The organism is Streptomyces sp. ADI96-02 (assembly GCF_003846185.1).
GTDB lineage: Bacteria > Actinomycetota > Actinomycetes > Streptomycetales > Streptomycetaceae > Streptomyces.
The window spans coordinates 6,091,651-6,116,541 of sequence record NZ_ML123034.1 but is presented as its reverse complement, the minus strand read 5'-3'; the positions used below and the strand labels follow the sequence as shown (position 1 = coordinate 6,116,541).

Below are 24,891 nucleotides of genomic sequence, written 5' to 3'. Positions count from 1 at the left end.
CCCAGCCGCGAGAGGGAGCAGGACTTGTCCAGCGCTATCGAGCACTACGTACAGGCCCGCATGGTCGCGTCCGCCCCGCGGATGGAAACCCTGCCCGCCACCCTGCGGTACGACCGCAAGGACCCCTTCGCCGTACGGATGGCGTTCCCGGCCCCCGCGACCCTGGAGGGGACCGAGGTGTCCTGGGAGTTCTCCCGCGAGCTGCTGGCCACGGGCGTCGACGCCCCGGCCGGCGAGGGGGACGTCCGCGTGCGGCCCTTCGGGTACGAGCGGACGGTGCTCGAATTCCACGCGACCGAGGGCGTCGCCATGGTCCATGTCCGCACCGACGAGCTGCGCCGCTTCCTGAGCCGGGCCCAGGAGCTGGTGCCGGTCGGGGACGAGGGCCGCTACCTGGATCTGGACCGGAGCCTGACCGACCTGCTCGGCGGCGCCTGCTGACGTCTCCGCCATCGCGGCTTGGCTTTGGACTTACGGTCGCCTTAACCTACGGTCACGTAACCTACGAGGCCGTAGGTAATTCTCCCGTCCCCAGGAGCTCCCCGTGACGATCACCTCTCCCCACCTCGGCAGTTCGAAGGCGTGGACCGACGCCCAGCTGCTGTACGCGCTGGAGGAGGTGGTGGAGAAGGAACTCAACCGCCATCTCAAGATCGCCAAGGACTGGATGCCGCACGAGTACGTGCCCTTCTCCGACGGCCGCAACTTCCCCGGCGTCTTCGAGGACGGCGACCCGTGGGCGCCGGACCAGTCCAAGGTCACCGACATCGGCAAGATCGCCCTCGTGGTGAACCTGCTGACCGAGGACAACCTCCCCAGCTACCACCACGAGATCGCCTCGCTCTTCGGGCGCGACGGCGCCTGGGGCACCTGGGTGCACCGCTGGACCGCCGAGGAGGGGCGGCACGGCATCGTGATGCGCGACTACCTGCTCACCTCCCGCGCCGTGGACCCGGACAAGCTGGAGCAGTTCCGGATGGCGCACATGGCGGAGGGCTTCGAGTCGGACAACCGGCACTCGATGCTGCACTCCGTCGCCTACGTCGCCTTCCAGGAGCTGGCCACGCGCGTCTCGCACCGCAACACCGGCCACCAGTCCGGCGATCCGGTCTGCGACCGGATGCTGGCCCGGATCGCGACCGACGAGAACCTGCACATGGTGTTCTACCGCAACCTGCTGGGCGCGGCCTTCGAACTGGCCCCGGACCTGACCATGCAGGCCGTGCGCGACGTCGTCGTCGACTTCCGCATGCCCGGCCACGGCATGCCCGGTTTCGAGCGGGCCGCCGCGCAGATGGCGATCGGCGAGATCTACAACATGCGCATCCACCACGACGACGTGATCCAGCCGGTGCTGCGCTACCTCAAGGTCATGAGCATCGACGGGCTGGGCCCGGAGGGCATGAAGGCGCAGGAGGAGCTGGGTCTGTACATGGGCGGGCTGGACAGCGAGGCGTCGAAGTTCGACGAGAAGCTGGCCGCGCGCAAGGCCCGGATGGCGGCGCGCGGACGCGCCTGACCCGACCGTTCCGCACGCCGGAGTGCTGGGGCCCCGCCCCGGCACTCCGGCGTGCGGCTGTCACTCTCACTCGTCCGCGGTGCTCTGCGCGTACGCCGCGTCGCGTACGTCCCCGCAGGGGTGCTGGCGCAGCATCCGCAGCTGAGTGCGCCAGGGGCCGGTCCACCCCGTGCGCCGGCCCGCGGCGGCCGTCAGCTCGGCGGCGAGCAGCCCCTCGGCCGGGTCGCCGGTCGCGGCGAGCCGGGCGACGACGACCAGCAGGACGGCGGGGTCGCCGCCGTCCGTCCCGCCGTCCGTCCCGCCGGGCGTCCCGCCGGGCGTGCCGACGCGCCGCCCGACGGTGTGCGCGGTCCTGGCGGCGAGCGCCGGCCGGCCCGTGTGCAGGGCGGCGAGGTGGACGAGCGCGGTGTGCAGCGCGTCCGCGTCCGCCTCCAGGTCCACGGAGCTCGCCAGCAGCGCGGCGGCCTGCGGTGCGAGGTCGCGGTGGGCCGCCAGCACCCGGCCGGCCTCGTCGCGGACGGCGGCGGTCCTCGGGTCCGGCGCACCGCCGCCGCCCGCGAGCGCCCGGGTGAGGTGGTCGAGCCGCCGGCGGGCCGGGCGGTCCCGCTCCGCACCGGCGTCGTCCGCCGTCTCGCCGGTGGCCAGCAGGTTCAGAGCGCGGTTCAGCGCGACGGCCGCCTCCGGGACCGCCGGGGCGGCCTCGGCGAGGGCGTCGGCGGCCGAGCGCCAGACGCCGCGCCGGTCCAGGTCGGTCAGGGCGTCGACCAGGACGGCGGCGGCTCCGGGCGCCCAGGGCAGCCACCGGACGAGCGCGCGGTGGGCGAGGGCCACCAGGGCGTCGTCGCTCGCGCCGCACACCGCCGCCACCGACCGCGCATAGCGGCGGCGCAGCTCCGGGGCGAGCTCGACGGGTCGGGCCCGCAGCACGGCGAGGCGCAGCGCGCGCTCCCCCTCGCACGCCTCGGCCAGCATCCGCCACAGGCGTTCCCCGCCGAGCAGCGGCGGGGCGGAGGCGACGCAGGCGGCGCGCACGTCCGGGTGCTGACCGGGCTGGGCGAAGGCGTCCGCCAGCACGGTGGCGGCCTCGGTGCGGGGCAGCAGCGCGGCGGCGAGCCGGACCATCTCCTTGCGGGCGGTGACCTTGCCGGTGCCGGGTGCGGTGCGGGCGGCGAGGAGGGAGCCGAGCCGGGAGGGCCGGGTGCGGGCGGCGGCCCGGCGCGCCGCGGGGATCGCGACCCGCGCCCGGTCGTCCCCGCCGTGCGCGAGCAGGTCGGGCAGGACGTCGGCGGGCCGGTCGGTGTAGGCGAGGGCGGCGAGCGCGGCCTCGGCGAGGACCACCTCGGGCGCGCCGGTCCGGGCGCGCAGGGCGTCCGCTCCCCGCCCGGGTATCCGGGCGAGCCGCCCGAGCGCGGCGGCGCGCGTGTACAGCGGCAGCTTCTCGTCCGCCGCCGCCCGCTCGGCGTCGCGCTGCGCGGCGCGCTGCTGCCTCGGCGTCCAGCGGTCGACGTCCGCCGTCCCGACGGTCCACGGCGTACCGGGGGCGAGGAACCTGCCCCGGGGCGGCGGGCCGTCGAGGTACGCGTCGAGCAGATCGGTCCGCCGGCCGGTCAGCACCCGCTGCACGGCGGGGAGCGCGGCGGCGGACGGGTCCCGGGCCAGCAGCCGTTCGACCCGCGCGTCCCGGTCCGCGGACGGCCGCAGCCAGAGGCCGGCGGCGGTACGGGCGGTGGTCTCGTCGCCGTAGCCCACGGCCTGCCGGAGCAGTTCCTGGAGGCCGGGCAGGCCGTCGGCGCGGTGGCCCAGCGCTCGGGTGAGGGCGAGCACGAGGCCGTAGTCGGAGCGCTCGGCTCCGGCCTCCAGCCACGGGCGCAGCGCCTCGAACACGGTGTGCTCCTGGCCCCGGCGCAGGGTCCGGTCGAGGCGGCCGAGGTCGGCGCCGCCGCTGTTGCCGGTGATGCGGACCAGAGTGCGCAGGGCCCAGTTGAGCAGGGCCCGGTGTCCGGTGACCGCGTGTTCGCGCAGGACGCCGACGGCGAGCCGGCTGAGGGCGGAGCGGCTCGCGGCGGAGGAGTCGCGGGACTCGACCGCGTCGGCGGCGACGCGGTCCAGCAGCGGCTCGACGGTGTCGGTGAACAGCGCGGGCGCGACGTCGAGGAGCGCGGTGAGGGCGGCCGAGCGGACGGGGTCCTGTTCGTTGCGCAGGCGCAGCAGGTCCTCCAGCGCGGTGGCGACGGCGTCCGGATCGGCCGAGCGGCCCGCGGCGCGTACGAGGAGCGACCAGGCCGCCGCCCGCTCGTCGGCGACGGGCCCCCGGGTCGCGGCCAGGAGCCGGTCGCGTATCTCCTCGAAGGGGAGGTAGGACTCCAGCGCGAGGACGACCGTCCCGTCCGCGCCCCGGGTCCGGGCGCGGTCCGCCAGCCGCCGGGCCACGGACGCCACGTGAGTGCGGGGCAGCGCGTCCAGGAGGGCGGTGTCGACCACGTCCGCCGAGGGGCCTTCGCCCCGGTCGGCGGCGACCGCCGCGTGGAGCGCGGCACGGCGGCCCGGCGGCAGGGAGGTGAGCAGGCGCGGCAGCAGGCCGGACGCGTCCCCCGCCTCGCGGCCGAGGGCGGTGAGGAGGTCGTCGGGCAGGGCGCGGGCCAGTCTCCGCAGCAGGGTCCGGCTGAGGGCGTGGTGCGGCAGCGCACAGGCGCCGGGTACGAGCAGGAGGCGGGCGGAGCGGGCGGGGTCGGCGGCGACGAGGGCGGGCAGGCAGCGGTGCAAGGAGACGGGGAGCCGGCGGGGCCCGTACCGTTCGAGGAGGTCCAGCACCCGGTGCGGGAGGGCCCGCGCCGCCGAGGCGACGCCCCGGTCGTACCCGTACGCCTGCCACCACAGGTCGCGGCCCGCCGCCGGGAGACCGGACAGCTCGGCTTCGACCGCGGTCAGGAGCGGTCCGGGGTGGTGGTGGCCGAGCGAGGACCAGCAGGCCGCCGTACGGAACAGGTCCGGCAGCAGTTCCTCCACCGCCGCCGCCGAGCAGGCGGGCAGCAGCCGCGCGGCCTCGGTGTCGCCCCAGGTCTCGCGCACCTGGGCGATCAGCCGGTCGGCGAGCGCGGTGCGCCGGTCGGCGGCGACCGCCCGTACGAGCTGCCGGCGCACGACGGCGGGAGCATCGGCGAAGGCCCGTTCGTAGGCGGCGTCCGGCACTCCGAGGCCCAGCCCCGCGCGCAGGGCGTGGCCCCGTACGACGGCGTCCTCGTCGGCCAGGTGCGCGCCGATCCAGTCGGCGTCGCGGCCGACGGACGCCGCGACGACGGCGATCCGCCGCTCGTACGGGTCGCCGTCCGCCAACTCGTCCAGGACCGGCCGCAGTACGCCCTCGTCGGCCAACCGCCGTGATCTCGCGGCCAGTTCTCGCATGCGCCGCTCGTGGGACAGCGGTTCGAGGGCGTCGAGGAGTGCGGCGGCGAGGACGAGCGGCTGTACGTCGGTCATGGAGGGATTGTGCCGTGCCGGATCAGGTTCCGGCCGCCTCCAGGCCGCCGCGTCCCTCTCTGCGCAGCCGCTCGCGCTCCTTCTCCGACAGTCCGCCCCAGACGCCGAACCGCTCGTCGTTGGCGAGTGCGTACTCCAGGCACGCGACGCGTCCTTCGCAGGCGTTGCAGAGCTGCTTGGCCTCGCGCGTCGAACTGCCCGGGGCGGGGAAGAAGAACTCGGGTCCGGCCTGCGCGCACAACGCGGTCTCCTGCCAGGCGAGTGCGTCTTCGGTCACGGTGTTGATCAGCATGCGACACACGGTGCACGATCGTGATAAACGACTGATCAACGCGTCATCGCATCGGCGTCCCGCGCGGGCGGCACGCACGGGCGACGCCGGGACGCTCTGTTCCGGGACGCCCTACTGCCGCGGGACGCCCTACTGCTGCGGCGCGGGCGTCATCACGGCGAAGACGGCACCGTAGGGATCGGCGACGTTGGCCATCTTGCCGACGCCGGGCACCTCCATCGCCGCCAGCGTCTCCGTGCCGCCCAGCCGCTCGGCCCCGGCGACGGTGGCGTCGACGTCGTCCACCGCGAAGTACGGCATCCAGTGCGGTCCGCGGACGGCCTCGGTGGGGACGTCGTCCATCCGGACCAGGCCGCCGAACGACGCCTCCGAACCGGCTCCGGACGGGTGGACGGTGGTGTAGACGTACTCGGTGCCCTCGACCTTCAACTCGTCGGTGCGCCAGCCGAAGACGCTGTCGTAGAACGCGGCGGCGGCCGGTACGTCCGCGGTGTACAGCTCGGCCCAGAGGAAGGCGCCGGACTCGTGGACGGCCCCGAGGCCCGGATTCGTCCTCGGCTGCCACACGCCGAAGTACGCCCCGGCCCGGTCGGTGAAGCCGCCCATCCGGCCGAAGTCGAGGACGTCCATGGGCTGGAAGGCCGCGGCCCCGCCCGCCTGTGCGACCTTCTCGGCCGTGGCGTCGACGTCGGGCGACTGGAAGGAGACCGACCAGGCGCTCGGCGACTGGGACGCGGGGACCGTCATCACGCCGGCGGCGTTGCGCCCGTTCAGCGTGAAGATCCCGTAGCCCCCGACCTCGGGCCCGCCGGGCACCAGTTCCCAGCCGAACAGGCCGCGGTAGAAGGCGGCGGCAGCGTCGATGTCGGGCGTTCCGAGGTCGATCCAGTTGGGTGCTCCGTCGAGGAAAGCGGGGCTGGGCATGGGTGTGCTCCTTCGGCGAGGGCCGGCGCGTCGCCCGCTCCCGAGGTGCGGCCACGCGCCTGTCCCTTCGAGTCTGGCACCGGCCGCCGACGAGCGCAGTCCGCGTGCGGCCGACCGTGCGCGCGGCGGGCCGCGGGCCCGTTCCCCGGGGGATCGCGGGCGGGGCGTGGGACGATGACGCCGAGGGCCGGGCGGAGTCCGGCGTACGGCGGGGCCGGCGGGGACAGAAGGACGCACATGAGGCAGACGGGGGACGCGGACGGTCCGGCGCCCACGGGCAGGGCCGCCCGTGAGCTGTGCACGCGGGCGGAGCGGCTGCTGGCCGCCGCCCGCGCCGTCCTGGAGGACCGGGCGCGCGCGGTCGACGCCGTACGGGCCGTGCTCGACCCGCTCCTCGACTCCCTGGTCGGCGGGGAACTGGGCGCGATCCCCCTCGCCCGGCTGAAGGACGTCACCGAGGGGCGGCTGCGCGTGAACGCCCTGGAGCAGGCCGGCTTCACCACCGTCGGCGAGGTCCACGCCACCAGCCGCTACGCGCTGCGGCAGGTTCCGGGGGTGGGGGCCGCCACGGCGGACCGGACGCTGGCAGCCGCGGGGCAGATCGCCCGCGCGGTGCGGGACACCGTCGCGGTCCGGATCGATCTGGAGCACCCGGACGACACGACGACGGCGCTGGTCATCGCGTTGCACCGGCTCGTGGAGGCGGGCGCGGACGTCCGCCGGGCCGCCGACGCGGCGAGCGCCCTGGCCGAACGGCTCGACCCGCTGCTGGAGGCCGCGGGTCCGGCCGGGAGCCGGGTGCGGATGGTGTTCGCGGGGAGCCGGGCCCGGGGCCGGGCGCGCGAGGCGCTCGGCTCGCTGCGGACGGCCGTGAACGGGGCGGCCGAGCAGGAGCTGCCGATGCTCTTCGGCCAGGTGTCGGTCGACCTGCTGCGGGCTCCCGCCTCGCCGGCGGCGGCCTGGGTGGACTTCGAGCTGCGGTCCGCCGAGTACTACAGCCTGCTCGCCGAACTGTCCGGCAGCGGCCCGGACCGCGACGCGGCCGAGGGCTTCCTGCCCGCCGAGACAGCGGACCGGGTGCGGGCCCTGCTGCTCGACGAGACCCGGCTGCGGGTGTCGCTGCGCGGCTACCAGGCGTTCGGGGCGCGCTTCGCGGTGGCGCAGAAGCGGGTCATCATCGGGGACGAGATGGGGCTGGGCAAGACCGTCCAGGCCATCGCCGCCCTCGCCCACCTGGCGGCGCGGGGCGGGACGCACTTCCTGGTGGTCTGCCCGGCGAGCGTGCTGATCAACTGGACCCGGGAGGTCCGCGCCCGGTCCACCCTGACGGTGCGTCCGGTGCACGGGGCGGAGCGGCAGGAGGCGTTCGCCGAGTGGTGCGCGCACGGCGGTGTGGCCGTGACCACGTTCGACGTCCTGCACACGCTCCCGGAGGTGGCCGAGGCGGCAGTCGTGCCCGGGATGCTGGTGGTGGACGAGGCGCACTTCGTGAAGAATCCGGCCACCCGCCGCTCCCGCGCGGTCGCGGCCTGGGCGGAGCGCGTGGAGCGGGTGCTGTTCCTCACCGGCACGCCCATGGAGAACCGGGTGTCGGAGTTCCGCAGCCTGGTGCGCCAGCTGCGGCCGGAACTGGCCCCGGCGGTCAGCTCCACGCACGGCGCGGCGGGCTCCCGGGCCTTCCGCAGGGCCGTAGCGCCGGCCTATCTGCGCCGCAACCAGGCGGACGTGCTCGCCGAGCTCCCGGCGCTCGTGCACGTGGACGAGTGGGAGGAGTTCAGCGCCGAGGACCTGGCGGCGTACCGCGAGGCGGTGGCGTCGGGGCGGTTCATGCGGATGCGCCGGGCCGCCTACGCCGCGCCCGCCGCCTCGGCCAAGCTGGAACGGCTGCGGGAACTCGTCGGGGAGGCACGGGGCAACGGGCTCAAGGTCGTGGTCTTCTCCTACTTCCGCGATGTTCTCGCCACGGTCGGAGAGGCGTTGGGCGAGGACGTGTTCGGCCCGCTCTCCGGGAGCGTTCCGGCCGCCCGGCGGCAGGAGCTGGTCGACGCCTTCTCGGCCGCACGGGGGCACGCGGTGCTGCTGAGCCAGATCCAGGCCGGGGGCCTCGGGCTGAACATGCAGGCGGCGTCCGTGGTCATCCTGTGCGAGCCGCAGGTCAAGCCGACGCTGGAGCACCAGGCCGTCGCCCGCGCACACCGGATGGGGCAGGTGCGGACGGTCCAGGTGCACCGGCTGCTGGCGGCGGACAGCGTCGACCAGCGGATGGTGGACCTGCTGGCGCGCAAGGACCGGCTCTTCGACGCGTACGCCCGGCGCAGCGACCTCGCGGAGACCACGCCCGACGCGGTGGACGTCTCCGACGCCGAACTCGCCCGGCGCATCGTCGAGGAGGAGCAGCGCCGGCTGCCCCGGCCCGCCGGAGCGTCCGGGCGGGCGGCGGCGGGGGCCGGTGACGCCGCCGCACCGTCCTGACGACCGGGCGGACGATGTGCCGTCAGTGCCGGTGCTCCTCCGCACCGGCCCCGGTGTCCTTCGCCGTGCCCCCCTCGGTCGAGTCCGCGTCCTTCGCCGTACCCTCGTCGGCCGTGCGCGGAGCGTCCTCGCGCGCGGCCCCGCCCGCCGCGTGGTGGGGTTCGTAGCCCGGGATCGTGCCGTCCGGCTTCCTGACCAGCAGCAGCCCCGCCATGCCCATGTCGGAGTGGCTCTGCACGTGGCAGTGGTACATCCAGGCCCCGGCGCCGACGTGTTCTCCCGCGATGATCTGGAAGCCGAAGGAGTCCGCCGGGCCGCAGATCTTGTTGTCCACCACCCGGCTCGGGTCGTCGGGGCCGGTCAGCAGTCCGGTTCTGTTGTCGGCCCAGCGGTGCCCGTGGATGTGGAAGGTGTGGTAGTACTCGCCGTGGGTGATCATCACCACCTCCAGCCGGTCGCCCACCGTCGCCTCGAAGTCGGGGCTCTCATGACCCGCCCTGTTGTTGATCGTCATGTCGTTGAACACGATCGTGATGGTCCTGTCCGGCAGGATGTCGCCCTTGCGCCGCACGACGAGCGGTCCGTAGAGGCCCTTGCGGATGCCTCCGGTGCCGTGGTCCGTGCCCACGACGTGGTCGTGGTAGTGCCAGTAGCCCGCGCTGCCCGCCACATGGGTGCCGTCCTTGCGGCGGCCCGGGGCGTGCGTGCGCCAGGTGTACGTGCGGGTGCCGCCGGGCTCGACGTGGCTCCTGTTCATCCGGGTGCCGTCGCTGGCGACGTCGTAGTCGACGCCGTGGACGTGGAGGCTGGCGTCCACGTCGGTGAGGTTCTCGAACTCGATGTGCAGCGTGTCGCCCTCGTTGAGCTCGATCAGGGGACCGGGCACCGACGCCTTGCCCTTCTCGAAGCCGTAGCCGAGCTGCCCGTCCGGGAGCTTCTCCGCGTACATCTTCAGCCGGCGCACCACACCCCCCGCCGGGGCCGTGCGCGGCGGCTTCTCGGCGGAGGCGGCCTCCACCGATCCCAGGGACAACGATGTCACCCCGGTGGCGGCAGCGGCTGCGCCGCCCACCAGCATCCGCCGGCTGAAGGTCCTTCGGTCCATGTCGAACTCCCCACTGCGATAAGGAAACTGGCGGGCCTGCGGAGACGGAGAGGGGTCCACGGGATCCCCGGAACGGCCCACACCGTAGCCGGGGACCCACCGTTTATCCACACTCAGGACAAAGTTCGTGCGATTGCTGCCATAGCTCTTGGCGAGTCGCGAAAAGAGGTCTAGCTTCATGCGCTGTCGCAATCACCGAAGAGGGTAGTGACAGAAAGTCACCGAGAGGTGCAGTGACCACAGAGGGGTGAGTGACCACATGCAGCGCGCACCACATCACCGGTCCAGATCGCGACGCGGCCTCGCGGCGGCCGTCGCGGCCGGCGCACTGACCGTGTCCCTGCTGGGCGGCAACTCCGCCGACGCCAGGGCCGACACGTCCCCGGATCCGGATCTGGTGGCGAGGATGGCGACAACGTTGTCCCTGCCGTCGCCCCCGGGCGGCGCGAACAACGTCAAGGTGCTGGTCTTCCACGCCTCGGCGGGCGACGAGGCGCCGTACACGGACGCCGGGATCGCGGCGATCGAGAAGATCGGGCTGAGCGGCCCGGCGGCGGGCCGGTTCACCACCGTGGCCACCGCCGACGCCGAGGTCTTCACCAACGGCAAGCGGCTCGGCTCCTTCAACGCCGTCGTCTTCCTGACCGGCGGCGGCGACGTCCTGGACCCGGAGCAGGAGGCCGGCCTGGAGGCGTACATGGAGGCCGGCGGCGGCTTCCTCGGCATCCACGACGCGGCGCGCACCGAGCCGTACTCGGACTGGTTCACCGGCCTGGTCGGGGCGCGGCCGGCGGCGAGCAGCCCGGCGGCCGTGCAGCGCGCGACGGTGGAGACCGGGGACCGGATCCACCCGGCGACCAGGAACCTGCCACTGGAGTGGAAGCGGCCCGATCGGTGGCTGAACTGGACGAAGAACCCCTCCGGTGACGTGCACACAGTCGCCCGCGTCCGGGAGTCGACGTACAGGCCGGGCGCGAGCGCCAACGGCTGGGACCACCCGGTCTCCTGGTGCCGCGACTACGACGGCGGCCGGTCGTTCTACACGGCCATGGGCGGTACGGAGGACAGCTTCGCGGAGAGCGACTTCCGCGACCACCTGCGCGGCGCGCTCGCCTGGACCAACCGCACCTCTCAGGCCGACTGCAAGGCGACGATCACCTCCAACTACACGGCCGTACGGGTCACCCGGCCGAACAAGCCCGGCAAGAACGACCAGATCGGCGAACCGCACGGGCTGGTGACCGCACCGGACGGGCGGGTCTTCTCCATCGGGCGCGGCGGCGCCGACAGCAGCGTCCCGGTCGTCACCGACTGGAACGACCCGAACATCGGCAGGGGCAGGGGCGAGATCCACGTCTACGACCCGAAGACCGGGAAGGTCTCCCTGGCCGGCGCGCTGGACGTCTTCGGCAACAAGGGCGGCGGCGACGAGCTGGTGAAGGTCGAGGAGGGGCTGCTCGGCATCGAGCTGGACCCGGACTTCGCGTCCAACGGGTGGATCTACCTGCACTACACCCCGCACGCGAAGATCGACCGCGACAAGCGCATGGCGACCCGTCAGGTATCGCGCTTCACCCTCGATCCGGCGACCGGCAGGCTGGACACGGCCTCGGAGAAGGTGCTGCTCGGCTGGCCGGTGCAGATCAACAGCTGCTGCCACGCGGGCGGCGGTATGGCCTGGGACTCGAAGGGCAACCTGTACATCGCCACCGGTGACAACAACTCCTCCGGATTCAGCGGTGGTTACTCCGGAAACAACCCGCAGCCGAACTACAAGGGCGTCGCCTTCGCGGACGCCCGGCGCACGGCCGGCAACACCAACAACCTCAACGGGAAGATCCTGCGGATCCACCCCGAGGACGACGGCGCCTACACCCTGCCCGACGGCAACCTCTTCACCGGCGAGGAGCCGGACGAGGGCGGCGGAAAGACCCGGGGCGAGATCTACGTGATGGGCGTGCGCAACCCGGCCCGGATCTCGGTCGACCCCGCGACCGACACGCTGTACGCGGGCTGGGTCGGCCCGGACGCCGGCGCGCCGAGCACCACCTGGGGCCCGGCGAAGTACGACACGTTCGCCGCGATCACCAAGGCGGGCAACCACGGCTGGCCGTACTGCATGGGCAACAACCAGCCCTACCGGGACCGCAACCTGCCCGACCCGGCCAAGCCGCTGGGCTGGTACGACTGCGAGGCCCCGAAGAACGAGTCACCGCACAACGACGGCCTGGTGAAGCTGCCGCCGGTGACGGCGAACACCATCTGGTACTCGCCCCAGGGCGGCGGCGTGGACTATCCGCGCGACGCCAACGGCGTGCCGAGCTACAAGGTCGAGGACCAGAAGCAGTTGCTGCCCTGGCTCAAGGGCGGCGGGCAGGCCACGATGAACGGCCCGGTCTACCGCTACGACGCCGCGAGCGACTCCACCGCGAAGTGGCCGGCGTACTGGGACGGCAAGTGGTTCGTCGGCGACTTCTACGACGACACGCAGCCGCGCCACGCCGTGCTCACCGACCCGAGGACGGTCGGCAAGGGCGGACTGCCCACGCACGCGGAGTCGTTGAAGAAGATCATCCCGGTCGGTGCGGACGGCATCCGCAATCTGATGGACTGGAAGTTCGCGCCGGACGGTTCGCTGTACGTCCTGGACTACGGGCGCGGCTTCTTCACCTCCGACTCCAAGTCCGCGCTGTGGCGCGTGTCGTACAAGGGCGGCGGAGCGACTCCGGCCGCCGAGGACCTGGTCGGGAAGGCGGCAGCGCAGTGAGACGCACGATGACGACCGCACGGCGCAGGCGCCGCCCCGGGGCCTTCTGGACCGCCCTGCTGGCCTCCCTCCTGATGGTCCTCGGGCTGACCTCGACGGCCGCGTACGGCAGGGAGGACGACACGGCGGCGGACGCCGCCGCCGAGCAGGTCCTCACCTGGACCGCGGGCGACCCGATCGACCGCTACCTGTCGTTCCCGAAGACGGCGGTGGCCGGCAAGGCGACCATCGTCTTCGAGAACAGCGCGGCGACCGGCAACACGACGAGCATGCCGCACACGCTGACGTTCAGCGTGTCGGACCCGGAGTTCAACGACGACGTCCAGCTGAACATCCTGGCCAACCCCGGCGACGCCCAGGGCGGCAGGCACAGCGTCGAGGTGACGCTGTCGCCCGGCCGGTACTTCTACCACTGCACGATTCCCGGCCACGGCCAGATGCAGGGCATCCTGACCGTCACCGAGGGCGGTGGCGGTGACGACACCGACGCTCCGCAGACGTCGGCGAAGGTCGACGGCGACAAGAACGCCGAGGGCGCGTACATCGGCCAGGCCACCGTCACGGTGGCGGCGACCGACACGGGCTCCGGGGTGGACACCGTGGAGTACGCCCTGGGCCGGGACGGGCCCTGGCAGCCGTACACGGCACCGGTCGTGGTCGACGAGGTCGGCTCCCACACGCTCCGCTACCGGGCCACCGACAAGGCTGGCAACGCGGCGCCGGAGAGATCCGTCGACTTCGCGGTCGCCGCGCCGCCGACCGACGACACGACGCCGCCGGACACCTCGGCGACCGTCTCCGGCGAGAGGGACGCGGCGGGGGCGTACCTGGGGATGGCCACGGTCACCGTCACCGCGTCCGACACCGGGTCCGGCGTCAACACCATCGAGTACGCGCTCGGCGCGGACGGCGGATGGAAGCCGTACACCGCGCCGGTGATGGTCCACGAGGTGGGCGAGCACACGGTCCGCTACCGGGCCACCGACCGTTCGGGGAACACGGCGGCGGAGAAGTCCGTCGGCTTCACCGTGGTGGAGCCGCCCTCGCAGGACAGGACGGCTCCGGAGACCTCGCTGAAGCTGGAGGGCGACAAGAACTCCGACGGCGCGTTCATCACGAGCGCCAGGGCCGCCGTCAGCGCCACCGACGACGACTCGGGCGTGTCCAAGGTCGAGTACTCCCTCGACGGCGGGCCCTATCTGGCGTACACCGCCCCGGTGATCGTCGACCGGGTCGGCCACCACACCTTCGCCCACCGGGCCACGGACAAGGCGGGCAACACCTCCGAGGCGAGAAAGGCGTCGTTCACCGTCGCCCGGGGCGGCGGGGTCCCCGCGCCGAACTGCGCCGAGTTCGACGAGCGGCACACCGTCTTCGTCGGCACCGTCGACACGGGCGTCCCGAACCGGATCACCCGCAACCGCTGCACCGTCAACGAACTGATCGAGGACGAGAAGGACTGGTCCTCCCACGCCCTGTTCCTCAAGCACGTGACGGCGGTGCTCGACAGGCTGCTGACGGACGGAGTCGTCGACCAGCGCGAGCGCAAGGCGGTCGACCGGGCCGCCCGGCAGTCGGGCATCGGCAGGCCGGGCCAGTCCGAGGGCTACACCAAGCTCTTCGACGGCACGGCGGCCTCGCTCGCCAGGTGGCAGCACGTGGGCGGCGGCGCGTTCGGGCTGAACGCGGCGGAGGGCTCGATCACCAGCTCCACCTCGGTGGACGGCATGGGCATGCTCTGGTTCCCGGCCCGCGCCTACGGCGACTTCTCGCTGAAGCTCCAGTGGCGGGACGACGCCCCGGGCGCGGGCAACGCCAACGGCGGGGTCTTCGTCCGCTTCCCGAAGGTCCACGACCACCCGGAGGAGTCGCGTCCGGAGTGGGTCGCCGTCAAGTACGGCCACGAGGTGCAGATCAACGACCGGCCGGACGGCGACATGTACAAGACGGGCTCGCTCTACGGGTTCGACCGGGTCGGCCTCGGCGGCGCGGGCGTCACGCCCAAGGGCACCTGGAACGACTACGAGATCCGGGTGGTGGACCAGCGCTACGAGGTCTACCGCAACGGCGTCCTGATCAACTCGTTCGACAACAGGGGCGGTCAGCTCTTCGAGCCGCCGCGGGGCGACGACCCGGGCACCGACGGCCGGCGGTTCGCCTCCGGTTACATCGGACTCCAGGTCCACGGCGTCTCGGACGTCATCTCCTACCGGGACATCCGGATCAAGGAGTTGTAGGCCGTACAGGCCCTCAGGAGGGCGTGCCCGCGTGCTCCGGCGTGCGGGCGCGGCCTCCGGGGGCCCGGTGGCGCAGCACCCGGAAGACCGCGCAGGAGACCAGCGCCCAGGCGGCCAGGACCAGGTAGGGGAAGACGAACTGGTGGCCCTGGTAGTAGACCGCGGTGTGCTGGGCGCTGACCGAGGCGCCCGGCGGGAGCCACCGCCCGATGTGCCCGAGCACCGTGGGCAGCAGCGGCCAGGACACGGCCCCGCCCGAGGACGGGTTGCCGATGATCACCATGAGGCCCCAGGTGGGGATCAGCGCCCAGCGGCCCATCAGGGTGTTGAACATGGTGAAGACCATGCCGGTGGTGAACATGGTCAACGCCAGGATCAGCCAGGACTGGACGAAGGGCAGGTCGACGGCGCCGAGCAGCCAGTCGACGATCGCGGCGATGGCGAAGCCGCCGAGCAGCGCGTAAGCGGCGGTGAACGCGACGCGCTCCGCCGGATCGAGCCCGCGGGCGTGGATGCTCAGCTGGGTGGCGCCGAGGAAGCCCATGATCACCGCGGCGAGGGAGATGTAGAAGAGGGCGAGTCCGCGCGGGTCGCCCTTCTGGAGCGGTTTGACGTCGGTGACCCTGACCGGCACTCCGGTGGCGTCGCCGACCTTCAGGCCCGCCTCGCCGAGCAGTTGGGCCACCGCTGAGCCGGACGCGCCCGCCACGTCGAGCTCGACGCCGCCGCCCGCCGGGCGCAGCACGGCGAAGGCCCGCTGCTCGTCCAGGGCCCGCCGGGCGTCCGCCGGGTCGGCGTAGGTCCGCAGTTCGAGCGAGGTGTCCAGGGCCTTCTCCATGCCCGCCGCGAAGACCTGGGTGGCCCGGTCGCCGGGCCCGGCGACCAGCGCGGCCGGGATGCGGTGCGGGGTGGGGTCGGCCATCGCGTAGGTGTAGGACCCGGCGAAGAGGCCGGCCGCGGCGGCGACGATCAGCACCAGGACGGTGGCCGGCAGGTACGGCGAGTCCTTGTACGCCTGCCGGCGTTCGCGCGGGGTACGGGGCCGCCCGTGCGCCCCGTGCGGAGGGCGGGGCCGGGCGTCCTCGTGGCTCACGCCATCTCGCCGTCGTCGTCGTGCCGGGCGCGGCTGGGCTGGACCCGCTTCGGTTCGCCGGGCATCTTCGGGTACTCGGGCGGGTAGGGCATGTCGCCGAGGCCGCGGTCCCGCTCGTCCCGGTCGGCCAGCTCCAGCAGCGCGTCGAGCCGGAAGGCGTGCCGGTCCATGTCGGCGTGGACGTCGCCCAGTTCGGCGTAGCGCACCGGCAGTGTGCGGATGTCGAAGTCGTGCGGTTCGGCCTCGTCGATCTCCTCCCAGCGCAGCGGCGCGGAGACCGGGGCGTGCGGGAAGGGGCGTACGGAGTAGGCGGAGGCGATCGTCCGGTCCCGGGCGGTCTGGTTGAAGTCGACGAAGATCCGCTCGCCGCGCTCCTCCTTCCACCAGGCCGTCGTCACCCGCCGCGGCATCCGGCGTTCCAGTTCGCGCCCGGCGGCGATCGTGGCGCGCCGCACCTCGGTGAAGGTCCAGGCCGGCTCGATGGGCACGAAGACGTGGATGCCGCGTCCGCCGGAGGTCTTGGGCCAGCCGCGCACCCCGTGGTCCTCCAGGACCGAGCGCAGTTCGTGGGCGGCGGCGACCGCGTCCGCGTAGTCCGTGCCGGGCTGCGGGTCCAGGTCGATGCGGAGTTCGTCGGGGTGGTCGGTGTCGCCGGCGCGGACCGGCCAGGGGTGGAAGGTGAGGGTGCCGAGGTTCGCGGCCCACAGCACGGCGGCGCTTTCGGTGGGGCAGATCTCGTCGGCGGAACGGCCGCTGGGAAAGGTGATGCGCGCGGTGGGGATCCATTCGGGGAGGTTCTTCGGGGCGCGCTTCTGGTAGAAGAAGTCTCCCTCCACTCCGTCGACGAACCGCTGGAGAGTGGTCGGCCGGCGGTTCAGGGCGCGGGTGACGCCCTCCCCCACGGCGAGGAAGTAGTCGGCCACGTCCCTCTTGGTGTAGCCCTTCCGCGGGAAGTACACCTTGTCCGGATTGGACAGCCGCACCGCTCGTCCGCCTGCGTCCAGCTCCACCGCTGCTCCCATGACGGCCACGGTAGGCCGCTCGCACATATGCCGCATATCGGAAGACGGGCGGCGGGGCGCGGGCCAGAATCGGGGCATGGACCTGCCCGTGATGCCGCCCGTGAAGCCGATGCTCGCCAAGTCGGTGTCCGCGATCCCGCCGGGCATGCAGTACGAGGCGAAGTGGGACGGCTTCCGGGCGATCGTGCACCGCGACGGCGACGAGGTGGTGATCGGCTCCCGCACCGGGAAGCCGCTGACCCGCTACTTCCCGGAGCTGGTCACCGCCCTCCGGGAGAACCTGCCGCCGCGCTGCGTGATCGACGGCGAGATCGTCGTCGAACACGGCGGCCGGCTCGACTTCGACCGGCTCAGCGAGCGCATCCACCCGGCGGAGTCGCGCGTCCGGATGCTGGCCGAGCAGACCCCGGCGCGCTTTGTCGCCTTCGACATCCTGGCGGCCGACGCGACCTCGCTGCTGACCACCGGCCAGGCGGACCGGCGCGCGGTCCTGGAGGCCGCGCTCGCCGGGGCCGCGCCCCCGGTCCACCTGGCCCCGGCCACCACGGACGTGGAGGTGGCGCGGCGGTGGTTCGAGCGGTACGAGGGAGCGGGGCTGGACGGGATCGTGGCCAAGCCGCTGGACCTGCCCTACCGGCCGGACGCCCGCACGATGTACAAGATCAAGCACGAGCGGACCGCCGACTGCGTGGTGGCCGGCTACCGCGAGCACAAGAGCGGCCCCGTCGTCGGCTCGCTCCTGCTCGGCCTGTACGACGCCGGGGGCGTGCTCCAGCACGTGGGGGTGTGCGCGGCCTTCCCGATGAAGCGGCGGGCGGAGCTGGCCGAGGAGCTGGCCCCGCTGCGCTCCGGGACCGGGGACCACCCCTGGGCGGACTGGGCGCGGGCGGAGGCGCACGAGGGCGGCCGGCTGCCGGGGGCCCCGAGCCGCTGGTCGGGCAGGAAGGACCAGTCCTGGGTGCCGCTGCGCCCCGAGCGGGTCTGCGAGGTGGCGTACGACCACATGGAGGGCGACCGCTTCCGGCACACCACGCAGTTCCGGCGGTGGCGCCCGGACCGCACTCCCGCCGGATGCACGTACGCGCAGCTGGAGGAGGTCGTCTCCTACGATCTGGCCGAGGTGCTGTCGGGCGGCTGACCGGGTCGCCCGGCCCGCACCCGCCTCCGGACATGGGAGCCGGGACCGGGGGCAGGTACAGGGCGTGCGCCCCGCGCGCCCGGCCCCGGGCTCCACGCCGGGCGGGGGCCGCACCGCACGGCCCCCGCGGTTCGGCGGCGGCCGATACCCATCATCGAGACGAACAGAGGCTGACCGGATGACGGACGACGGGACGACCGACCCCGCGGAGCTGCTGACGGGGCTCACCGTGGACGGACGGCGGCCCGAGCAGCCGGTGCTGCTCGACGAGCAGGGCCGGCCGCTCGCCACCTGGCGCGAGAACTATCCGTACGAGGTGCGGATGCGGCGCAAGGAGTACGAGCGGGGCAAGCGCGTGCTGCAGATCGAACTCCTCAAGCTCCAGCGCTGGGTCAAGGAGAACGGGCAGCGGCTGGTGGTCGTGTGCGAGGGGCGTGACGCGGCGGGCAAGGGCGGGACGATCCAGCGGTTCACCGAACGCCTCAACCCCCGCGGCGCGCGCGTGGTCGCACTGGAGAAGCCGACCGAGCGCGAGGCCGGGCAGTGGTACTTCCAGCGGTACGTGGCGCATCTGCCGTCGGCGGGGGAGATCGTCTTCTTCGACCGGTCCTGGTACAACCGGGCGGGCGTCGAGCGCGTGATGGGCTTCTGCACGCCTCAGGAGGCCGATCACTTCCTCGACCAGGCGCCGCAGTTCGAACGGATGCTGGTGGACGACGGCGTCCTGCTGGTGAAGTTCTGGTTCTCGGTCTCCCGCAGCGAGCAGCGCACCCGGTTCGCCATACGGCAGGTGGACCCGGTGCGCCAGTGGAAGCTGTCCCCCACCGACCTCGCCTCGCTGGACCTGTGGGACGAGTACACCGCGGCGAAGGTCGACATGTTCCGGGCCACCGACACCGTGCACGCGCCGTGGACGGTGGTGAAGAACAACGACAAGAAGCGCGGCCGGCTGGAGGCGATGCGCAGTGTCCTCTCGCGCTTCGACTACGACAGCAAGGACGAGGACGCCGTGGGCGCTCCTGATCCGCTGATCATCGGCCCCGCCGACACCCTGCTGGAGCCCGGCGAGGAGCCCACCGACCTCTCCCCCACTCCGCTGGCCCGACGGGTGCACGGCCCGGGGGACCATCCCGAGGAGGAATGACCGGACGGGGACGGGCGGGCGCGGGCGGCCGGTGCGCACGGACAGCGGAGAGCGGAATTCCGACGTGCGTTCACCTGGTCGCCGGGCCGGGCGCACATGAGATCGGCGCACTTCCCGCGAACGCCGCGAAAAACCCTTTCGGTTTCCCGGCTTTCCCCGCCTCGCTCCCCCTCCCCTCGTTTTCCTCGCCCGTTTCGCTCGCCGTCGTGAATTCCGCCCGGCCGCGCGTCGGACCGTACGCCGTGGGCCCGGCGGTGGTGCCCGTACCCGCCGCGCGCGTATTCCCAGGCGGTGATTCGCGGCCCATGAACACGGCGCGCCCTCGACGTCGATTCCCTCCCGATTCCCTCCCGATTCCCTCCCGATTCCCTCTCCATTAGCCCTCGATTCGACCTCGATTCGCCTTTCCCTCGTCCTCGATCCGTCCTTGATCCATCGAGCGCGGAAGCCGTCGGACAGGTCCGGGGACGTGTGGATGCGGTGCCAGCGGGAATGCGGTGGTTTCGATGGTGATTCCCCAACGGGGTCACGCCTCGTCGACGGCCGATGAGGAACGCGAATCCGCCGGGCACGCGCGAAGGGCGGGGAAAGCACGTGGCACAGGTGATGGTGATGGCAGGCAAAGCAGCCCCGGACACGTACCGGACCCGTCCGGCCCGTGACGTCGGCCTTCTGCGCGAGGCGGAGAAGGCGACGACGCGTGAGGGACCGAAGAGCGCCGCCGAGGCACGCGACATCGTCACGCGGCTGCTGACCACCGACTTCTGCGAACTCTCCGCGGAGGGGCGCTCCGACGTCGTCATGGCGGACGCCCTGCTGGTGACGTCGGAGCTGGTGACCAACGCGCTGCGGCACGGCGGCGGTCTGACCGGGTTCTCCGCCCGGATCACCGACGACGGGCTGCGGATCGTGGTCGACGACGCCTCCTCGCGCCCGCCCGTCCTGCGCCGCGAGAGCGGGGCGGTCGCGGGCGAGGGCGGCTACGGGTGGCCGCTGGTCCAGCGGCTCACGTCGCGGCTCTCGGTGGCGCCGCAGGCGGGCGGCAAACGCATCGTGGCCGTCGTGCCGCTCTTCTGAGGCCCTCGGCGGCCGGGCGGCCCCGGTTCAGAAGGACGGCGGCGGTCCCGGAGACGTCCGGGGCTCGGCGGACGCCTCGTCCGTGCCGCCCCGCGCGGGCAGCTGACCGCCCTCCTCCTCGAAGAGGTGCAGGATGCCGGTGATGCGCATGATCCGGTTCAGGAAGGCGGGCCGGTCCTCCACGTGCAGCCGCACCCGGCGGGCGGTGGTGTCGCGGTGGATCTGCAGCAGCGCGGAGACGCCCATGGAGTCGCACAGGAGCAGCCCGGCGCAGTCCAGGTGGAGGTCCTTCAGCTCAGGCTGCGCGGCCAGCGTGTCCCTCACCCGGCGTACGAGTTCGTCGCTCGTCCCGTAGTCCAGGTCTCCGCCGAGACGCAGGCGGGCCCGGAGCGGTCCCACCTCGGGCGTGACGGTGAGGAGTTGGTGCGGCAGGGCGGTCATACGGTGGCTCCGGGTGGCTGATCGGCTGATGTGACGTACTCGTCCAGATCGCGTCTGGCGCGGTCGAGGATGCGGTGGGCCCGGGGGAAGTCCCGGAGCTGGGCGTCCAGGGCGTCCAGGGCGGGACGCAGGGATCGGGCGGGGACCCGCCGGGCGGCCAGCACACCCGCGGTCCAGGCGATGAAGTCGGCGAACAGGTCGTCGCTGTCGGTGTACAGGGCGACGCCCAGGAACTCCACGATGTGGGCGACGTCCTCGGCCGTGCGCTCCCGCTGCGGGCCGGTGTACCGCGCCATGGCCGGGAAGTCCGTCTCCAGCCGCGTCAGCACTCCCCGGACGAGGCGGCCCCGGGAGCGGGCGACGAGCGTGTACTCCTGGTCCATCAGGTGCGGCAGGTCGTCCACCTCCAGCCGGCCCGTCGCGAGGTCGGGGGCGGGTATCCCCTCCGCCAGCTGCCGGGCCGCCGCCCGCGCGTCCGGCGCCCAGGCGTTGGCACCGAGCAGGCGCGCGTAGCGTCCGTCCGGGCCGAACGCCGCGCCGCCGGCGAGGACGGGCACGCCGATCGCCTGGCACGCCGTGATGGCCGTGTGCGCCGCGGGCAGCCGGGCGCTGATGGAGGAGGAGAGGGCCACCGCGTCCGCGCCGGAGTGGTGCAGGTGCGCCACGAGGTGCGGCGTCGGCACCTGTGCGCCGAGGAAGTCGACCTGCCAGCCCCGCAGGGTCAGCACCTCGGCGAGCAGCCGGGCCGGCAGGACGTGCCACTCCCGGTCCACGCAGGCGACGGTGATCCGGCCGTCGTGGCGCTCGGGGCGGTGGGCGGGATGGTGGGCGAGGGCGGCTATGACGCGGTCGGCGATGGCGGTCGCGGCGTGCTCCTGCGCGACGGTCAGCCGGTCGGCCTCCCAGGCGCGGCCGATCTCCGACTGGACGGGGGCGATCACGTCGAGCAGGACCGTTTCCGGGGTCACCCCGCCGTCCAGGGCGGACATCACCAGATCCGCCGCCGCGTACTCGTCCCGGCCGGTGACCGCCGCCCACAGGCGGTCGCGGAGCGTCGGGAGGTCGGTGACGGTCGGTGCGGAGGTCATCCCGTGTACCTGCCCCGTGTGTGCCCGTTCACCGCACTCAGATGGGTGGTGGGCGGGGCCGTGATCGCGACCAGGGCCAGATCGTCGTGGCCCGCGTCCTGGAGCCAGTGCGACGCCAGCATCTGGATGTGCTCCACGACGGCCTCGCCGGGCATGCCTCCGCAGTCGCCGAGGCCGCGCTTCAGCCGCTCCTCGCCGAAGAGTTCGTCGCCGAGCGGTCCGCCGCGCGCCTCGGTGATCCCGTCGGTGTACAGCAGGCAGGTGTCGCCCGGCAGCAGCACCGTCTCGACGGTCCGGGCCTGGATGTCGTCCAGAGCCCCGACCAGGCTGCCGCGGGTGGGCACCTCCTCCACCCGGCCGTCGCCGCGCACCACCAGCGGCACGGGATGGCCGGCCGAGGTGAGCCGCAGGTGCACCTGGTTGCCCTGCCGCAGCACCGAGGCCAGGACGAGGGTGGCGAAGCGGGTGTTGTGGGTGTTCAGGAGCGCCCCGTTGAGCAGTCCCAGCACCCGTTCGTGGTCGTCGGCCATCGGCATCAGCGCCTGGAGGGTGTTGCGGATCTTGCCGGTGAGGACCGCGGCCTCCAGCCCCTTGCCGCAGACGTCCCCGAGCACCACGAGGGAGGGCTCGTCCTTCGTGGCGCCGGGGTGGACGTCGTAGAAGTCGCCGCCCACCCGTTCGCCCTCGTCGGAGGGGCGGTAGCCGCCGGCGAACTCCACCCCGTTCACGCGGTGGAGACGGGGCGGCAGCAGGTCGCGCATCAGGGTCTGCGTGATGCTGTGCTGTTCGGCGTAGAGGCGGGCCGCCGACAGGGCGGCGCCGGCGCGGGCGGCGAAGAGCCGGGCGAACGTCTCCTCGTTGGCGCTGAACTCCGTACGGGAGTTTCGGCGCAGCAGGACGAGCGCTCCGGCGGGCACGCCGTGGCCGGGGAGCGGGGTGATGACCACCGATCCGACCGTTCCGGTGAAGTCCTCGGGCAGCAGCCAGTCCGGGAGGGCTGCCGGGTCGATCCACCGCGAGGGGACCGGCGGGAAGCCCTTGAGGGCTTCGGTGAGGCCGGGTACGAGCGACGGGTCGGCCGCCACCAGGTGCTGGGTGGCCTCGCCGCCCGCGAGGGCCCGGGTGAGGCGCAGCTGCCGGCCGGCCGGCGGAGCCACCACGACGACGGCGTCGGCGAGGTATTCGGCGGCGAGCCGGGCAGTGGCGGCCATGCACCGCTCCGTGTTGAGCGAGGCCAGCAGGACGTTCGACGCCTCCGCGAGGAACCGGGTGCGTTCCTGTTCGGTGGCCAGCGCCTCCTCCGCCGCCCGCCGGGCGGTGTGGTCGACGAGCCACCACAGCACGTTGCCGTCGGCGCACCGGGTGGGATGGGCCTCGAAGCGGCCGGAGTGGAAGTCCCCGGTGACGGCGGGAGGTGACGCACCGCCCTGGCGTACGGGCTCGGCGGCCACCTCCGTGGTCGCGTCGGCCAGCCAGGACAGGGCGTCGGGCAGCCGCGCCCCGACCCTCACCCCGGCGAGAGAGCCGGCGGCGGCGTTGGCCTCGACAACGGCGCCGGCCGGGTCGACCGCTATCACCGCGTGGGGCGCCCGGTGCCAGGCGGTCGCGGCGGATCGCGGTTCGTTGTACGGGGCTGCCTCTGCCTTGGGTGAAGCCATGGGGGGGACCCGCCTGCGGCGAGTCGCACCACCTTCCAACTGGACGACGAACTCTTTCCCTGGGGCAAACATCGCGGAGTCGACCCCCGCTTGGCAACCCGGCCTCCCGTGCGTCCGCCGTGCGAGTGCCACGCGTCACAGGTGGCTCACGTCATGTACTCGCCACCTTCACCCCATCCCCTCATCCTCCGCTGCCGCCGGGGGTTTCGTCCGGGGCGCAGGGGTCCTCGGCGGGGTCTCCGGGCTGCTCGGTTCCGCCTGTCGGCGTCCCGGAGGGCGACGGGCCGCCGGTCGGGCAGGCCGGGCCGGTGGGATCGGGACTCGGTCCCGGGCCGGTGGGACCGGGGTCGGTCGGGCTCGGTGTGGGGCCGGGGCCGGTGGGGCCCGGGTCGGTCGGCGTGGGCTTCGGGCCGGGCCCGGTGGGCGTCGGGTGGGGGCTCGGGCCGGGCGTCCCCGACGGGGTCGGCGTCGGCGAGGTGGGCGGCCGGGTCGGCTGCGGTCCGACGACGACGCCGCCTCCGCCCTTGCCCGGCGTGCCCTTGCCGCCGGACCCGCCGACCGGCCCGCCGGGCAGCTTGTCCCCGCCCGCGCCGGGGCTCCGGGGGACGACGCCCTCGCCGTCGGCCACCGGGTGGGCGCCCCCGCGGTAGAACTCCAGCCAGGACAGCACCGTGCGCAGATAGGCGTCGGAGCGGTTGTAGCTGAGGATCGCCCGGTCCAGGTCGGCGCGGACGCCCAGGTCGCGTCCTCCGGCGCAGAGGTAGGACCCGGCGGCGAGCGCCGCGTCGTAGATGTTGTTCGGGTCCTCGCGGCCGTCGCCGTTGCCGTCCTTGGCCCAGTTCGCCCAGGTGGAGGGGATGAACTGCAGGGGGCCGACGGCGCGGTCGAAGGCGCGGTCGCCGTCGTACCGCCCGCCGTCGGTGTCCCGGATCAGGGCGAAGCCCGCACCGTCGAGCGCGGGTCCCAGGATCGGGCTGAGCGTCGTGCCGCGTGCGTCGACCCGTCCGCCGCGGGCCTGGCCGGACTCCACCTTGCCGATCGCCGCGAGCAGCTGCCAGGGCAGCCGGCAGCCCGCGTCGGACCGGTCCAGTGCTGCCTCGGCCCGGCGGTAGGCGGCGAGCACGGTCGCCGGGATGCCCGCCTCGGACCAGGCGCGGGACACGGCCGGGGACGACGGCTTCTCCCCCGCCCGGCCGGGATCGGGCGGCTTCGGGCTCGCCAGGGGCGGGAGTTCGGTGTGGTAGGCGTCGTCGCCCGGCGCCTCGCTCCACACGACCTCCTCGGACCCGGCGCTCCGCTCCCCGCGCGGCGCGGGAGCGGGCCCGGCGAACCCGGGCGCCTGGGAGGCGGTGAGCGCGGCCATGGCGGTGACCGCCGTGACGGTGCCGGCCAGCCTGCGGCCTGCCGTGCCGTTGAGCCTCATGCGTGGTCCCCTCT

At 73.6% G+C, this 24,891-nt stretch carries 18 protein-coding genes; 8 read left to right on the top strand and 10 right to left on the bottom strand.

Going from position 1 to position 24,891, the window contains the following annotated elements:
• Nucleotides 1-24 precede the first annotated feature (24 nt).
• Together EES43_RS26755 and EES43_RS26750 are read left to right on the top strand one after the other, a co-directional pair.
• On the top strand, nucleotides 25-441 hold the full coding sequence (locus tag EES43_RS26755; protein ID WP_124271122.1) for a spore wall synthesis regulator SsgD: 417 nt from the start codon (nucleotides 25-27) through the stop codon (nucleotides 439-441).
• Nucleotides 442-544: 103 nt separating this feature from the next.
• Nucleotides 545-1,519 carry an acyl-ACP desaturase gene (locus EES43_RS26750; RefSeq protein ID WP_124271121.1) on the top strand — a complete coding sequence of 325 codons (975 nt, stop codon included), beginning with the start codon at nucleotides 545-547 and terminating at the stop codon, nucleotides 1,517-1,519.
• Between the two features lie 66 nt (nucleotides 1,520-1,585).
• Here the strand turns inward: EES43_RS26750 and EES43_RS26745 are convergent, their stop codons facing one another.
• The 3 genes from EES43_RS26745 to EES43_RS26735 all read right to left on the bottom strand — a co-directional run bounded on the left by EES43_RS26745 (nucleotide 1,586) and on the right by EES43_RS26735 (nucleotide 6,212).
• Nucleotides 1,586-4,996 (bottom strand): hypothetical protein, encoded by a 3,411-nt coding sequence (locus EES43_RS26745; protein ID WP_124271120.1) that lies wholly within the window; start codon nucleotides 4,994-4,996, stop codon nucleotides 1,586-1,588.
• A 22-nt stretch (nucleotides 4,997-5,018) separates the two neighbouring features.
• Nucleotides 5,019-5,288: a WhiB family transcriptional regulator gene (locus EES43_RS26740; RefSeq protein WP_124271119.1), complete on the bottom strand. Its 270-nt coding sequence runs from the start codon at nucleotides 5,286-5,288 to the stop codon at nucleotides 5,019-5,021.
• A gap of 129 nt (nucleotides 5,289-5,417) precedes the next feature.
• On the bottom strand, nucleotides 5,418-6,212 hold the full coding sequence (locus EES43_RS26735) for a VOC family protein (protein ID WP_124271118.1): 795 nt from the start codon (nucleotides 6,210-6,212) through the stop codon (nucleotides 5,418-5,420).
• A 237-nt stretch (nucleotides 6,213-6,449) separates the two neighbouring features.
• On the opposite strand from EES43_RS26735, the gene EES43_RS26730 reads away from it, so the two are divergent.
• Nucleotides 6,450-8,684, top strand: a complete 2,235-nt coding sequence (locus tag EES43_RS26730) for a DEAD/DEAH box helicase (RefSeq protein WP_124271117.1) — start codon at nucleotides 6,450-6,452, stop codon at nucleotides 8,682-8,684.
• 22 nt (nucleotides 8,685-8,706) lie between these two features.
• Here the strand turns inward: EES43_RS26730 and EES43_RS26725 are convergent, their stop codons facing one another.
• Nucleotides 8,707-9,789 (bottom strand): multicopper oxidase domain-containing protein, encoded by a 1,083-nt coding sequence (locus EES43_RS26725; protein ID WP_124271116.1) that lies wholly within the window; start codon nucleotides 9,787-9,789, stop codon nucleotides 8,707-8,709.
• Nucleotides 9,790-10,048: 259 nt separating this feature from the next.
• On the opposite strand from EES43_RS26725, the gene EES43_RS26720 reads away from it, so the two are divergent.
• A complete protein-coding gene (locus EES43_RS26720) occupies nucleotides 10,049-12,556 on the top strand; it encodes a ThuA domain-containing protein (RefSeq protein ID WP_124271115.1) in 2,508 nt (835 codons plus the stop codon).
• A gap of 8 nt (nucleotides 12,557-12,564) precedes the next feature.
• On the top strand, nucleotides 12,565-14,793 hold the full coding sequence (locus tag EES43_RS26715) for an OmpL47-type beta-barrel domain-containing protein (protein ID WP_124271114.1): 2,229 nt from the start codon (nucleotides 12,565-12,567) through the stop codon (nucleotides 14,791-14,793).
• Between the two features lie 13 nt (nucleotides 14,794-14,806).
• Here EES43_RS26715 and EES43_RS26710 read toward each other — a convergent pair whose 3' ends face one another.
• On the bottom strand, nucleotides 14,807-15,886 hold the full coding sequence (locus tag EES43_RS26710; RefSeq protein ID WP_124271113.1) for an ABC transporter permease: 1,080 nt from the start codon (nucleotides 15,884-15,886) through the stop codon (nucleotides 14,807-14,809).
• A complete protein-coding gene (ligD, locus tag EES43_RS26705; protein WP_241192542.1) occupies nucleotides 15,883-16,908 on the bottom strand; it encodes a non-homologous end-joining DNA ligase in 1,026 nt (341 codons plus the stop codon). Before ligD ends, EES43_RS26710 begins: the two co-directional genes overlap by 4 nt.
• A 76-nt stretch (nucleotides 16,909-16,984) precedes the next feature.
• Between ligD and EES43_RS26700 the strand changes: the two genes are divergently transcribed.
• The 3 genes from EES43_RS26700 to EES43_RS26690 all read left to right on the top strand — a co-directional run bounded on the left by EES43_RS26700 (nucleotide 16,985) and on the right by EES43_RS26690 (nucleotide 20,267).
• Nucleotides 16,985-18,046, top strand: a complete 1,062-nt coding sequence (locus tag EES43_RS26700) for an ATP-dependent DNA ligase (RefSeq protein ID WP_124271112.1) — start codon at nucleotides 16,985-16,987, stop codon at nucleotides 18,044-18,046.
• A 178-nt stretch (nucleotides 18,047-18,224) separates the two neighbouring features.
• On the top strand, nucleotides 18,225-19,190 hold the full coding sequence (gene ppk2, locus EES43_RS26695) for a polyphosphate kinase 2 (RefSeq protein WP_124271111.1): 966 nt from the start codon (nucleotides 18,225-18,227) through the stop codon (nucleotides 19,188-19,190).
• 612 nt (nucleotides 19,191-19,802) lie between these two features.
• Complete coding sequence (locus EES43_RS26690; RefSeq protein WP_241192541.1) at nucleotides 19,803-20,267, top strand: ATP-binding protein; 465 nt, start codon at nucleotides 19,803-19,805, stop codon at nucleotides 20,265-20,267.
• Nucleotides 20,268-20,294: 27 nt separating this feature from the next.
• Here EES43_RS26690 and EES43_RS26685 read toward each other — a convergent pair whose 3' ends face one another.
• The 4 genes from EES43_RS26685 to EES43_RS26670 all read right to left on the bottom strand — a co-directional run bounded on the left by EES43_RS26685 (nucleotide 20,295) and on the right by EES43_RS26670 (nucleotide 24,877).
• Complete coding sequence (locus tag EES43_RS26685; protein ID WP_124271110.1) at nucleotides 20,295-20,708, bottom strand: STAS domain-containing protein; 414 nt, start codon at nucleotides 20,706-20,708, stop codon at nucleotides 20,295-20,297.
• A complete protein-coding gene (locus EES43_RS26680) occupies nucleotides 20,705-21,796 on the bottom strand; it encodes a cobalamin B12-binding domain-containing protein (RefSeq protein WP_124271109.1) in 1,092 nt (363 codons plus the stop codon). Before EES43_RS26680 ends, EES43_RS26685 begins: the two co-directional genes overlap by 4 nt.
• Nucleotides 21,793-23,454 carry a PP2C family protein-serine/threonine phosphatase gene (locus tag EES43_RS26675; RefSeq protein WP_124271108.1) on the bottom strand — a complete coding sequence of 554 codons (1,662 nt, stop codon included), beginning with the start codon at nucleotides 23,452-23,454 and terminating at the stop codon, nucleotides 21,793-21,795. Before EES43_RS26675 ends, EES43_RS26680 begins: the two co-directional genes overlap by 4 nt.
• A 181-nt stretch (nucleotides 23,455-23,635) precedes the next feature.
• Nucleotides 23,636-24,877, bottom strand: a complete 1,242-nt coding sequence (locus tag EES43_RS26670; protein ID WP_124271107.1) for a lytic transglycosylase domain-containing protein — start codon at nucleotides 24,875-24,877, stop codon at nucleotides 23,636-23,638.
• Nucleotides 24,878-24,891: the final 14 nt, after the last annotated feature.